Source organism: Sphingomonas trueperi, assembly GCF_040545665.1.
Classification (GTDB): domain Bacteria; phylum Pseudomonadota; class Alphaproteobacteria; order Sphingomonadales; family Sphingomonadaceae; genus Sphingomonas; species Sphingomonas trueperi_B.
In genome coordinates this window covers 1-12,632 of record NZ_JBEPMH010000007.1, presented here as the reverse complement: position 1 = coordinate 12,632, position 12,632 = coordinate 1, and the positions used below count along the sequence as shown (strand labels likewise).

Here is a 12,632-nt window from a genome sequence, read left to right as displayed (position 1 = left end):
CGCGATTCTGGCTGGAACGGCAAGTTCCTCCGTGGCTAGAGAGCGCAATGCAACGCCTCGCCATCTACGACATGGACAAGACCATCACCGCGAAACCGACCTGGACGCGGTTCCTGCTGCACGTCGCGCGGACCCGCGCGCCGTGGCGGCTGGGGCTGTTCCCGGTGGTGGGGCTGGCCGGCCTCGCCTATCTCGCGCGCCGGATCGATCGCGCCGGGCTCAAGCGCCTGTCGCACCGGCTGCTGCTCGGCCGGGCGCTGCCGCCCGCCGAGATGACCGCGGTGGCCGAGGCGTTCGCCGATCTGGAGCTGCAGAAGGGCGTACTGCAAGGTGCCCGCGCGCAGATCGAAGCCGATCGCGCCGCCGGCTACCGGCTGGTGATGGCAACCGCCTCGCACCGCTACTATGCCGAGGCGATCGGCAAGAGGCTGGGCTTCGACGACGTGATCGCCACCAATGCGAAGCGGGACGGGCAAGGGCATATTCTCTCCGAACTCGAGGGCGAGAACTGTTACGGGCCCGTAAAGCTCCACATGATCGAAAATTGGTTGGCGGCAGAGGGTCTCCACCGAGCTAACTGTTACGTCCGCGCCTATTCCGACCATGTCTCGGATGCACCGCTGCTCGGCTGGGCGGACGAGGCGTTCGCGGTCAATGCGCATGGCCCCCTGGCGCAGCTTGCCCAAGCGCGCGGCTGGTCGCAACTGGACTGGCGGCGCCCCTGAAATTCCGTATGCTTCCAAAAGGTTCGCAACCGAAACGGCGTTTCGCGCATTTGTCTGGCGGGTTGCTGTGATCACGAGGAAGCCAGACGCGTGCAGAACGACGACGAGCATAAGCCCGCCGCGACCGGAGAATCGGCCGGCGACCTAAACGACTCGACCTCCTACAGCCCGACGGGCAACCATCCGACGCACCATTGGAAGCGCGCGGTCATCGGCACGCCCGGCCTCGGTGATCGCAGCACGGTATTCTTCGCGGCGCTGCAGATGACGCGCATGCCGATGACGCTCACCGATCCGAACCAGCCGGACAATCCGATCGTCTTCGCCAACAAGGCGTTCCTCGACCTCACCGGTTATGAGGAGCACGAAATCCTCGGTCGCAACTGCCGTTTCCTCCAGGGCGTCGAGACCGATCGCGACGCGGTGGCCGAGCTGCGCGCCGCGATCGACGCTAAGGAAGCGATCGCGCTGGAACTGATCAACTATCGCCGCGACGGCAGCTCGTTCTGGAACGCGGTGTTCATCGCGCCGGTGCTCGGGCCCGATGGCGAGCTGCTCTATTTCTTCGCCAGCCAGCTCGACGTGACGCGGCGCCGCGAATCCGAACAATCCTTCCGCCAGGCGCAGAAGATGGAGGCGATCGGCCAGCTCACCGCCGGTCTCGCGCACGATTTCAACAATCTGCTCCAGGTCGTGTCGGGCAATATCGACATCGTCGCCAGCCAGGTCGAGGACGACCGGCACCAGCGACTGCTCAACAACGCCGCACGCGCCGCCGATCGCGGATCGAAGCTCACCCGCCAGCTGCTCGCCTTCGCGCGCAAGACGCGGCTCGAGCCCAAGACCGTCGACATGAACCAGCTGATCCATGATTTCGGCGATCTGCTCGACAACACCGTCGGCGCGCAGATCCGGCTGGTGACGACGCTCGAACGGCGGCTGCCGGCGGTGCAGATCGATCCCACCCATCTGGAGATGGCGATCCTCAACGTGCTGCTCAACGCGCGCGACGCCATGCCCAAGGGCGGCACCGTCACCATCGCGACACGGCTGTGGAAGCTCAACGGCGACGCGCCGATGCACCAGCTGCCCGAGGGCGAATATGTCGTCCTCACCGTCCGCGACGAGGGCACCGGCATGCCCGACAATGTCCGCCGCCGCGCGATCGAGCCCTTCTTCACCACCAAGGGTGCTGAGCGCGGCACCGGTCTGGGCCTTGCGATGGTCCATGGTTTCGTCCAGCAATCGCTGGGGCGGCTGGAGATCGACAGCACGCCCGGCGAGGGGACCGAGATCCGCATGTTGTTCCCGGTTGCCAATGCCATGACCGGATCCGCGCCCGCTGCGCCGGCGCCGAAACAGGCGAGCGGCCAGGGCGCGACCGGCGGCAGCGAGACGATCCTGCTGGTCGAGGACAGCGACGATGTCCGCGCCCTGGCGCAGGAGCAGATCGCCGCGCTCGGCTACCGCGTCGTGCTCGCGGCGAGCGGCGAGGAGGCGCTGGAGCGGCTCAAGACCGAGACGATCGACCTGCTGTTCACCGATATCGTCATGCCCGGCGGCATGAGCGGGCTCGAGCTGGTCGAACAGTTCCGCAAGACCCATCCGGAAACGCCGGTGCTGATGACCACCGGCTATAACGAGGATCTGGTCGCCGACATTCCGCGCGGCTCCAACCTCGACGTGATCGGCAAGCCGTATCGCCGCGAACAGCTGGCCGACCGCATCCGCGCCGCGCTCGACCGGCGCACGCCCGGTCCCCGCCGCGACATCAATCCGATCGTGCCCGCCGAGGGATGAACCCGCCGGCGGGCCTGGATGCCCCCGGCGCGACACCGCTCGATCGTCTGATCGCAGCGCGGGGCTGGAGCGATTCGCCGCTCGGCCCGCCCGATAGCTGGCCGCGCAGCCTGCGCGACGCGCTGGCGCTGGTGCTGCCGTCGCACGCGCAGATCGCGATCTTCTGGGGGCCGGACTATGTCGCGCTCTACAACCCCGCTTATGCCCAGACGATCGGCAACAAGCATCCGGGCGCCCTGGGCAGCGCCGCCCAGCCCTATTGGGCCGAGACCTGGGACGAGCTGGGGCCGATGCTCGACTATGTGCGAACGACCGGCAAGACGCTCTCGGCGCGCGACCGCCGCTTTTACACCGAGCGCTATGGCTTCGGCGAAATCGTCTATTTCGACATCTCGATGTCGCCGGTGCGCGACGAAGACGGATCGGTCGGCGGGGTGATGTCGGTCGTCTCCGAGACGACCGAGCGGGTGAAGGCCGATCGTCGGCTGCGCGACAGCGAGGCGGCGCTGCGGGCGAGCGAGGGGCTCGCCCGCGAACAGGCCGACGAACTCGCGGTGATGTACGACAACTCGCCGGTGGGGCTCGCGGTGCTCGATACCGATCTGCGCTACCTGCGGATCAACCGCCAGCTCGCCGAATGGAACGGCCTTCCCGTCGCCGCGCATATCGGCCGCCATGTCAGCGAGATCGTCCCCGAACTGAGCGACCAGGTGGTGGCCGCGCTGCTCCGGGTGCTGGGCGGCGAGCCGCTGCTCGGCATCGAGATCACCGGCCCGACGCGCGGGCGGCCCGACGGCACCTCCACCTGGCGGCAGAATTGGGTGCCGATCTACGACTGGGAGGGCAAGGTCCACCAGATCGCGATCTCGTGCGAGGACGTCAGCGAGGAACGCCGCGCCCAGGCCGCGCTGGAGACGCTCAACCGCGTCGGCGCGGCGCTGTCGGCCGAGCATGATCTCGAACGGCTGGTGCAGATGCTCACCGATGCCGGGGTGGAACTCACCGGCGCGAGCGTCGGCGCTTTCTTCCACAACGTCATGGACGAGAGCGGCGAGCGGCTGCACCTGTTCACCCTCTCCGGCGAGGATCGCGCGCGCTTCGAATCGCTGGGCCGACCGCGCGCGACCGCCATTTTCAAGCCGATCTTCCACAATGTGGTGATGCGCTCCGACGACGTGACCCGCGAGGCCGATTATGGCCGCAACGCGCCGCATCACGGCATGCCGCCGGGCCATCCCGTGATCACCAGCTATCTCGCGGTGCCGGTGGTCTCGCGGGACCGTTCGGTGCTGGGCGGGCTGCTGTTCGGCCACCCGCTGCCCGGCCGCTTCACCGCGCGGCATGAGGAACTGGCGCGCAGCCTCGCCGCCCAGGCCGCGGTGGCGATCGACAATGCCGGGCTGCTCGCCGACGTCCGCGCTGCCAACGAGACGCTCGAACGCCGCGTCGAGGAACGCACCGCCGCGCTCCACGAGACCGAGGCGGCGCTGCGCCAGAGCCAGAAGATGGAGGCGATGGGCCAGCTGACCGGCGGCGTCGCGCACGACTTCAACAACCTGCTGACCCCGATCATTGGCAGCCTCGACCTGATCCTGCGCAAGCGCGGCGACGATCCGGTGCTCCATCGGCTGCTCGACGGCGCGATGCGGTCGGCCGAGCGGGCGAGCACGCTAGTACAGCGGCTGCTCGCCTTCGCCCGGCGCCAGCCGCTCCAGCCCGCGCCGGTGGACATGGCGGCGCTGGTCGAGGGCATGGTGCCGCTGCTCGCCAGCACGCTGGGCCCCAAGATCGCGCTGTCGGTCACCAAGCCCGAGGCGCTGCCGCCCGCTCGTGCCGATGCCAACCAGCTCGAAATGGCGCTGCTCAACCTCGCGGTGAATGCGCGCGACGCGATGCCCGAGGGTGGCGCGCTCGAAGTGCGGCTGGGGCTGGGCGACGCGGGCGACGCGCCGACGCCGCTCGCCGAGGGGCGTTATGTGCGGCTGGCGGTGCGCGACACCGGATCGGGGATGGACGCAGGCACGCTCGCCCGCGCGATCGAGCCCTTCTTCTCGACTAAGGGCGTCGGCCGCGGCACCGGGCTGGGCCTGTCGATGGTGCACGGCCTGGCGAGCCAGCTGGGCGGCACGATGGGGCTGTCGAGCCGCCTCGGCGAAGGCACCGAGGTCGAGCTATGGCTGCCGGTCAGCGCCGAGGCGCTTGCCGTCCACGAAGCCCCGCAGCGCCACGAGCCGCATGACGGCGCCGGCACGGTGCTGCTGGTCGACGACGAGGATATGGTGCGCGGCACTGCCGCCGAGATGCTGCGCGCGCTCGGCTATCAGGTGCAGCTGGCGGACTCCGCCGAGGCGGCGCTGGCGATGCTCGACAAGGGACTGGCGCCGGACCTGCTTGTCACCGATCATCTGATGCCGGGAATGACCGGCACCGAGCTGGCGCGCGAAGTGCAGGCGCGGCTAGGCAAGCTGCCGACGCTGATCGTCTCGGGCTATGCCGATGTCGAAGGGCTGGGGCGCGACTTCGCGCATCTCCCCAAACCCTTCCGCCAGGCCGATCTCGCCCGCGCGCTGACCCTGCTCGGCGTGCGCTGACTTTACCGCCCGAGGATGCGGCGGTAGAGCGCGATATAGGCGTCCGCCATCGCCTCCACCGAGAAGCGCGCCTCGATCGCGCGGCGGCAGGCGGCGCGGTCGATCGAGGCAACGCGCTCGACCGCCTCCACTCCCTCGTCGGCCGAACCGACGAGGATTCCGGTCGCGCCGTCATCGATCAGCTCTGGCATCGAGCCGCGGCGGACCGCAATGACGGGCGTGCCGCAGGCCATTGCCTCGATCACCGACAGGCCGAAGGGTTCGTCGAAGTTGATCAGGTGGAGCAGGGCGCGGGCATTGCCGAGCGCGCGGATGCGTTCCTCGCCGCCGACGGGGCCGTGATAGACGATACGGTCATCGAGATGCGGCTGCACCTCGCGCTCGAAATAGCCCTGGTCCTGAACGATGCCGTAGAGGTCGAGCCGGCGGCCGGTCGCCTGGGCGACGGCGATCGCTTCGGCCGCGCCCTTGTCCGGGTGCATGCGGCCGAAGAACAGCAGGTCGTCGCTGCCCTGCGCATCGAAGGCGAATTCGTCGAGCGGGATGCCGTGGTGGATCGTCGCGGCATAGCGCAGCGCCGGGTGCCGATCGGCATCCGAGATCGCGACATAGTGCACGCGCTCCTCGAACGGCTTGTACATCGGCAGGATGCGCTCGGAGGAGAAGCCGTGGATCGTCGTCACCATCGGGGTGTCGATCAGCGGCGCATAGGCGTGGGCGGGGAAATCTGCCTGGTTGTGGATCAGGTCGAATTCGCCCGCCCGGGCGAAGAGGTGCGACTGGTGGGCATATTCCCACACCTTCGCGTCGATCGCCGGGTCTTCCTCGTAGCCACGCGGCACCACTCCGGCGAGGCGGGCGGTGGTGACCGAATCCTGCGTGGCGAACAGCGTGACGTCGACGCCCTTGGCGACCAGCGCCTCCGTGAGCAGGCTCGTCACCAGCTCCCATGGGCCGTAATGCCGCGGCGGGGTGCGCCAGGCGATCGGCGCGAGCATGGCGATCTTCATGCGAGGGTGCCCCTTTTCCGCTCGTGCCCCTGCGAAAGCAGGGGCCCAGGGTAGGAGAGCGAATCGCTCGGGGCTCTAGGCCCCTGCTTTCGCAGGGGCACGGGGAGGGTGATCATGCGAGCAGGATGCCTTGGTTGGGGGCGAGGTAGAGGACAGCGCCATCCACAATCCCGCCGTCATCCCCGCGAAGGCGGGAATCCATTGGTTGGAACGCTTCGGCGCCATCCCCGGCCGCACTGGCAAATGGATCCCCGCCTCCGCGGGGATGACGGGTGGTGGGCGTAGTGAGCGCAGGCGTGAGCGTCCCGGCCCACTCCGGCAACGCCAGCGTCTGCGGCGCATTCGACAGGTTCAGTGCCACCAGCACGCGCGCGTCGCCATGCCGGCGCTCGTACGCCAGCACCGCGCCGTCGCTCGACACCGCATGCCAGCTCCCCACCGACAGCGCCGGATGCGCCCGCCGTAGCTGGAGCAGCGCGCGGGTGAAGGCCAGCATCGAGTCCGGCGCGTCACGCTGCGCCATCACGTTGCGTGTCGCCCAATCGGGATTGAGCGGCAGCCACGGCTCGACGCTGCTGAACCCGGCATGCGCGCTTGCATCCCAGGGCATCGGCGTACGGACTTCGTCGCGGTTGAAGGCGGTGTCGGGCTCGCGCAGCGCCTGTGGGTCGCGCACCCGGTCGGGCGGGATGGCGACATTGGACATGCCGAGCTCATCGCCCTGATACAGCGTCGGCGTGCCGCGCAGGGTGAGCAGGAGCATCATCGCCACCGCCGCCTGTTCGGGTCCCACCCGCGACGCGACCCGCGGCTTGTCATGGTTGCCGAGCACCCAGTTGGGCCAGCCATCGGCCGGCAGCGCGCCTTCATACTCCGCGATCAGCGTGGCCAGCGCCGCGGCGTCCCACCGCGCATCGAGCAGATGGAAGTTGAAGGGCAGGTGCACGCCGTTCCCGCCCGCGCCATAATAGGCGACGAGGCGGGGGATCGGCAGGTAGATCTCGCCGATCAGAACGCGCTCGGGATACTCCTCCGCCATGTCGCGCATCGCGGCGATGATCTCCACCATCTCGGGCTGGTCGGCGGAATGGGTCGGCAGCAGCCGCTCGATGTCCTGCATGCCCTCGCGCCAGTCCGGATTGGCGGGGTTGTCGGGAAAATCCGGATGCTTGATCGCCAGCCACAGCACGTCGATGCGGAAGCCGTCGACGCCGCGATCGAACCAGAAGCGCATGGCGTCCAGCATCGCCGCGCGTAGATCGGGGTTGCGCCAGTTGAGCTCGGGCTGCTCTTTCAGGAACTGGTGAAGATAATATTGGCCGGTGGCGTCGTCCCATTCCCAGGCGCTGCCGCCGAAATAGCTCTGCCAGTTGTTGGGCGGCCCACCATCGGGCGCGGGGTCGCGCCAGATATACCAGTCGCGCTTGGGGCTGGTGCGCGAGGACCGGCTTTCGAGGAACCAGGGATGTTCGCTCGAGCTGTGGTTGGGGACGAAATCGAGCAGCAGCTTCAGCCCGCGCGTGTGCGCCGCGTCGCGGAGCGTATCGAAGTCGGCGAGCGTGCCGAAGCGCGGATCGATCCCGCAATAGTCCGCCACGTCATAGCCGAAATCGGCCATCGGCGAGGGGAAGATCGGCGATAGCCACACCGCGTCGACGCCGAGATCGACGAAATAGTCGAGCCGGGCTGTGACTCCGGCCAGATCGCCGATGCCGTCGCCGTTCGAATCGGCGAAGGAGCGCGGATAGACCTGGTAGATCACGCCCTTTTGCCACCACAGCGGTTCGGTCATGGATGTCATCCTTGGATCCTCCCCGGAACGGGGAGGGGGACCGCGCGGTGCAGCCGCGTGGTGGAGGGGGAGCACGGCAAGGGCATCCGGTGCGGAAGCCCCCCTCCACCATGCTGCGCATGGTCCCCCTCCCCATTCCGGGGAGGATCTAGGGCGCACGTCACCGGAATCGCTCTTTGGGAATATGCGTGATCCGGCAGGCCAGATCCGCCTCGCCGCTCGCGACGATGTAGCGATCCCCCGCATCGACCAGCCCGGTGGTGAACACCACCGGCGTCGGGAGATAGAGCTGGTGCGCGATATCCGCGGTCAGCGCCGGATTGGCCTCCAGCAGCGGCACGGTGTCTTCCTGCCGCAGGAGCACGCTGGGATCGTCGCGGTCGAGCAGTGCCCAGAAGCTGCGATAGATGCCGACGGCGTCGCGCTTCTCCACCCCGTGGTAGATCAGCAGCCAGCCCGCATCGGTGAGCACCGGCTGGCTGCCGCCGCCGATCCGCTGGTTCGAGGTCGATCGCTTGCGCGCACGGATCCCCGGCTGGTCGAGGGGCTTCCAGTGCAGCCCGTCGGGCGAGCGGGCGAGGTTGATCGAGGGGCCACCCAGCCAGGGGGAATCGTCCGGATAGGCTAAATACACCTCGCCCAGCGGCCGGGTCAGCGCGTGGAAGAAGCCGCCGATCCGCCCCTCGAACAGCAGCATGTCCTTGTTCTGGTGGTCGAGCACGACGCCCAGCAGCTGCCACTCGAGCCCATCGGTCGAGCGATACATCGCGGTGCAGTGCCGTTCGGCGGAGACGCCGCACACCGTCATCCAATAGGTGCCGTCGATCCGCGTGATCCGCGCATCCTCGACGCCATAGTCCATGTAGGAGGCCGAGGGCGCGATCGCCTTGTCGTAATGCACCGCCACCACCGTGCGGGCATCGGCGTCGAGCTCCACCGGCAAAAGCCAGGACAGCGAGGTCAGCCCGAGCAGCCGGGGGTTGCGGTCCTTGAGCGCGAACTGGCGCGGGTCGGCCATGTCGAGCCCCGCCACCGGGTGGCGATCGAGCACATAGCCCGAGGGCGTCCAGCGAATCGCCCGCGCATGGCCGTCGACCACCGCATCGCGCAGCGCCTCAGCCACGCGCACCATCAGCAGCAGATTGCCGCTCGGCAGCCGCGCGAAGCCGGGGTTGAAGGCGCCCAGAACGTAGGTCGCCTCGTCCACCCCCTCGCGCAGCGGCGAGCGGGCCAGGTCGACATCGTCGGGCCGGAAGATCAGATAATCGTCGCTCAAGCGCTTGCCCCCATGGGTTTCACGCCCAGCAACGGAGTCAGGCCCCGGCGGTTCCGGGCGCGGTTCCGGCTTCTTGCGCCTGGCGATGGTGCCGGATCACCTCGTCGATGATGAAGCGCAGGAATTTCTCGGAAAATTCGGGGTCGAGATCGGCGTCCTGTGCCAGCGCGCGCAGCCGGGCGATCTGCGCTTCCTCGCGGCCGGGGTCGGCGGGCGGCAGCCCGGACTCGGCCTTGTAGCGTCCCACCGCCTGGGTCACCTTGAACCGCTCGGCGAGCATGAAGACGAGCGCCGCATCGATATTGTCGATGCTCTGGCGAAAGCGGGTCAGCGTCGCGTCGGTCATGGCAATCTCTTTTGCCGCTGCGGCACGGCCATGCAAGCACCTCTTGCCTTTGCAATGCACAAAGGCCAGAGGCTCGATGCATATGAGCGCAACCGTCCACCGCCTGGGCTCGCGAACCCAGCCTTCGCTCGATCCGATCATGGCGCTGGTCGCCCAGGACATGAACCTGGTCAACGCGGTGATCCTCGATCGCATGCAGTCCGAGATCCCGCTGATCCCCGAACTCGCCGGCCATCTGATCGCCGGCGGCGGCAAGCGGATGCGGCCGATGCTGACGCTCGCGAGCGCCCGGCTGCTCGGCTATTCGGGCACGCGGCACCACAAGCTGGCGGCCGCGGTGGAATTCATCCACACCGCGACGCTGCTCCATGACGACGTGGTCGACAGCTCGGACCTGCGCCGCGGCCGCCGCACCGCCAACATCATCTGGGGCAACCCCGCCAGCGTGCTGGTCGGCGACTTCCTGTTCAGCCGCTCGTTCGAGCTGATGGTCGAGGCGGAGAGCCTGAAGGCGCTCCACATCCTGTCGAACGCCAGCGCGGTGATCGCCGAGGGTGAAGTCAACCAGCTCACCGCGGTGCGCCGGATCGACCTGTCCGAGGATCGCTATCTCGACATCATCGGCGCCAAGACCGCGGCGCTGTTCGCCGCCGCTTGCCGCGTGGCGGGCGTGGTGGCCGAGCGTCCCGAGGCGGAGGAGCTCGCGCTCGACGCCTATGGCCGCAACCTCGGCATCGCCTTCCAGCTGGTCGACGACGCGATTGATTACGTCTCCGATGCGTCGACCATGGGCAAGGATGCCGGCGACGATTTCCGCGAAGGCAAGATGACCCTGCCAGTGATCCTCGCCTATGCGCGCGGCAACGAGGCGGAGCGCGGCTTCTGGAAGGAAGCGATTTCGGGCCGCCGTATCGCGGACGAGGATTTCGCCGAGGCGATCCGGCTGGTGCAGAGCTGCCGTGCAGTGGACGACACGCTCGCCCGTGCCCGCCACTATGGCCAGCGCGCGATCGACGCGCTGGGCGGCTTCCGCGCCTGCGAGGCGAAGGACGCGATGGTCGAGGCCGTGGAATTCGCGGTGGCGCGCGCCTACTGACGCGCGCCGACCGGATTTCGGGTTACTCTTCGGTCGACTTTTCCGCGCCGTCGTCCTCATCGACCTCGAGCGCGTCTTCCTCGTCCATGTCGAGCACCTCTTCGATGCTCTCGACGATCAGGTCGAGCTGCTCGTAGCTCGCCGTCATCTCGATGGTCTCGCCGTCCTCGTCTTCCAGATGCAGCGTGTAATCGCCGTCGCTGTCCGGGGTAATGGTGAACTGGGAAAGGATTCGTGCCATGTCGCGCTCCTCTGGCGGTGAGTCCGCCTAACCACGCTTGTCCCGAATGGTTGCAGCCGCATGACTCCCTCCCTGCCGATCCACGCTGTTTTGCCGGCGCTGCTCGAAGCGTTGCGGGAGGCGAGCAACGCGGTGCTGGTGGCGCCGCCCGGCGCTGGCAAGACCACGGCGGTGGCACCGGCGCTGCTCGGCGAGGCCTGGTGCACCGGCAAGATCCTGCTTCTCTCCCCGCGCCGGCTCGCGGCGCGCGCGGCGGCGGAGCGGATGGCGGCGCTGGCGGGGGAGGGCGTCGGCAAGACCTTCGGCTATGCCACGCGGATGGATACGAAGCGCTCGGCGGCGACGCGGGTGACGGTGGTCACCGAGGGCATCTTCGTCAATCGCATCCAGGCGGATCCCGAGCTGGCGGGCGTCTCCGCGGTGCTGTTCGACGAGGTGCATGAGCGCAGCCTCGACAGCGATTTCGGCCTGGCGCTGGCGCTCGATGCGCAGGGCGCGCTGCGGCCGGATCTGCGGCTGGTCGCGATGTCGGCGACGCTCGACGGCAGCCGCTTCTCGGGACTGATGGGCGATGCGCCGGTGGTGGAGAGCGAAGGGCGCAGCTTTCCGCTGACGCTGCGCCATCTCGGGCGCGCGGCGGAGGCGAGGATCGAGGATTCAGTGGCGGCAGCGGTGCGGCTGGCGCTGCGCGAGGAGGAAGGGGGCATCCTCGCCTTCCTGCCCGGCGTTGCGGAGATCGAGCGAACCGCCGAGCGGCTCGGTGACATCGGCGGCGCGGTGCTCCACCGGCTGCACGGCAGCCTGGAGCCCGCCGCCCAGCGCGCCGCGATCGCGCCCGATCCGGAGGGGCGGCGCAAGATCGTGCTGGCGACCTCGATCGCCGAGACCTCGCTGACGCTCGACGGCATCCGCGTGGTGGTCGACTCGGGGCTGGCCCGGCGGCCGCGCTACGATCGCGCGGCGGGGATGACGCGGCTGGTCACCGAGCGCGCCAGCCAGGCGGCGGTGACGCAGCGGGCAGGGCGTGCGGCGCGGCAGGGGCCGGGGAGCGCCTACCGCTTGTGGGAAGAGGCGGCGACGGCGGGGCTGCCGCGCTTCGATCCGCCCGAGATCCTCGAGGCCGACCTGTCGGCGCTGATGCTCGATTGCGCGCTGTGGGGGGTGACCGATCCCAGCCAGCTCGCCTGGCTCGATCCGCCGCCCGAGGCCGCCATCGCCGAGGCGCGGGCGCGGCTGGGGGCGCTGGAGGCGATCGACGGCGACGGGCGGCCTACCGAGCATGGCAAGGCGATCGCCCGCCTACCGCTGCCGCCGAGGCTGGGGCACATGCTGGTGCGCGCGAGCGAACGCGGCATGGCGCGGACCGCGGCGGAGGTGGCGGTGCTGCTCGGCGAGCGCGGGCTGGGGGGCAATGACGCCGATCTCGAACTGCGCCTGCGTCGCTGGAAGGGCGAGCGCGGCCAGCGGGCGGAGAATGGGCGGCGCCTGGCCGAACGCTGGAGCCGGCTGATTCCCCCTCCCGCAAGCGGGAGGGGGCTAGGGGGTGGGCCCCCGCTCTCCACACTCGAGTCGGTCGCGGATGCCGGGGGGGCCCCCCCCCCCCCCCCCCCCCCCCCCCGGGGGGGGGGGGGGGCCCCCCCCGCCGCGGGGGGGGGGGGGGGGGGGGCCTCCACGAGGGACGCCGCCTGTGGCAACCCCCCTCCACCATCGGCTGGCGCCGATGGTCCCCCTCCCCGTGCCGGGGAGGATTGAATG

General features: G+C 69.2%; 9 protein-coding genes and 1 pseudogene. 5 read left to right on the top strand and 5 right to left on the bottom strand.

Features of this window, described 5'->3' with window-relative positions:
- Positions 1 to 47: 47 nt before the first annotated feature.
- From ABIC65_RS19345 to ABIC65_RS19335, 3 genes are all read left to right on the top strand, one after another.
- Positions 48 to 725 (top strand): HAD family hydrolase, encoded by a 678-nt coding sequence (locus tag ABIC65_RS19345; protein ID WP_354310894.1) that lies wholly within the window; start codon positions 48 to 50, stop codon positions 723 to 725.
- A 90-nt stretch (positions 726 to 815) separates the two neighbouring features.
- Complete coding sequence (locus ABIC65_RS19340; protein ID WP_354310893.1) at positions 816 to 2,525, top strand: histidine kinase famiy protein; 1,710 nt, start codon at positions 816 to 818, stop codon at positions 2,523 to 2,525.
- Positions 2,522 to 5,116 (top strand): PAS domain-containing protein, encoded by a 2,595-nt coding sequence (locus tag ABIC65_RS19335; protein WP_354310892.1) that lies wholly within the window; start codon positions 2,522 to 2,524, stop codon positions 5,114 to 5,116. Before ABIC65_RS19340 ends, ABIC65_RS19335 begins: the two co-directional genes overlap by 4 nt.
- 2 nt (positions 5,117 to 5,118) lie before the next feature.
- Here ABIC65_RS19335 and ABIC65_RS19330 read toward each other — a convergent pair whose 3' ends face one another.
- From ABIC65_RS19330 to ABIC65_RS19315, 4 genes are all read right to left on the bottom strand, one after another.
- Positions 5,119 to 6,126: a glycosyltransferase family 4 protein gene (locus tag ABIC65_RS19330; RefSeq protein WP_354310891.1), complete on the bottom strand. Its 1,008-nt coding sequence runs from the start codon at positions 6,124 to 6,126 to the stop codon at positions 5,119 to 5,121.
- Positions 6,127 to 6,238: 112 nt separating this feature from the next.
- Complete coding sequence (locus tag ABIC65_RS19325) at positions 6,239 to 7,918, bottom strand: alpha-amylase family glycosyl hydrolase (protein WP_354310890.1); 1,680 nt, start codon at positions 7,916 to 7,918, stop codon at positions 6,239 to 6,241.
- A 160-nt stretch (positions 7,919 to 8,078) separates the two neighbouring features.
- The gene (locus tag ABIC65_RS19320; protein ID WP_354310889.1) at positions 8,079 to 9,194 is read right to left on the bottom strand and encodes a glycosidase; all 1,116 of its coding nucleotides are present in this window, start codon (positions 9,192 to 9,194) and stop codon (positions 8,079 to 8,081) included.
- A 37-nt stretch (positions 9,195 to 9,231) separates the two neighbouring features.
- Positions 9,232 to 9,540, bottom strand: a complete 309-nt coding sequence (locus ABIC65_RS19315) for a chorismate mutase (RefSeq protein ID WP_354310888.1) — start codon at positions 9,538 to 9,540, stop codon at positions 9,232 to 9,234.
- A gap of 82 nt (positions 9,541 to 9,622) precedes the next feature.
- Between ABIC65_RS19315 and ABIC65_RS19310 the strand changes: the two genes are divergently transcribed.
- Positions 9,623 to 10,636, top strand: a complete 1,014-nt coding sequence (locus ABIC65_RS19310; RefSeq protein WP_354310887.1) for a polyprenyl synthetase family protein — start codon at positions 9,623 to 9,625, stop codon at positions 10,634 to 10,636.
- Positions 10,637 to 10,658: 22 nt separating this feature from the next.
- Here the strand turns inward: ABIC65_RS19310 and ABIC65_RS19305 are convergent, their stop codons facing one another.
- Positions 10,659 to 10,877, bottom strand: coding sequence for a hypothetical protein (locus ABIC65_RS19305; protein WP_354310886.1), 219 nt, complete (start codon positions 10,875 to 10,877; stop codon positions 10,659 to 10,661).
- A 60-nt stretch (positions 10,878 to 10,937) separates the two neighbouring features.
- Between ABIC65_RS19305 and hrpB the strand changes: the two are divergent.
- Positions 10,938 to 12,410 (top strand): annotated as a pseudogene (hrpB, locus tag ABIC65_RS19300) (ATP-dependent helicase HrpB); the annotation flags it as partial.
- Positions 12,411 to 12,632: the final 222 nt, after the last annotated feature.

Coding starts and splice junctions, on each gene's coding strand:
- ABIC65_RS19345 (WP_354310894.1), top strand. CDS start 48: ATGCAACGCCTCGCCATCTACGACATGGACAAGACCATCACCGCGAAA.
- ABIC65_RS19335 (WP_354310892.1), top strand. CDS start 2,522: ATGAACCCGCCGGCGGGCCTGGATGCCCCCGGCGCGACACCGCTCGAT.
- ABIC65_RS19330 (WP_354310891.1), bottom strand. CDS start 6,126: ATGAAGATCGCCATGCTCGCGCCGATCGCCTGGCGCACCCCGCCGCGG.
- ABIC65_RS19325 (WP_354310890.1), bottom strand. CDS start 7,918: ATGACCGAACCGCTGTGGTGGCAAAAGGGCGTGATCTACCAGGTCTAT.
- ABIC65_RS19315 (WP_354310888.1), bottom strand. CDS start 9,540: ATGACCGACGCGACGCTGACCCGCTTTCGCCAGAGCATCGACAATATC.
- ABIC65_RS19310 (WP_354310887.1), top strand. CDS start 9,623: ATGAGCGCAACCGTCCACCGCCTGGGCTCGCGAACCCAGCCTTCGCTC.
- ABIC65_RS19305 (WP_354310886.1), bottom strand. CDS start 10,877: ATGGCACGAATCCTTTCCCAGTTCACCATTACCCCGGACAGCGACGGC.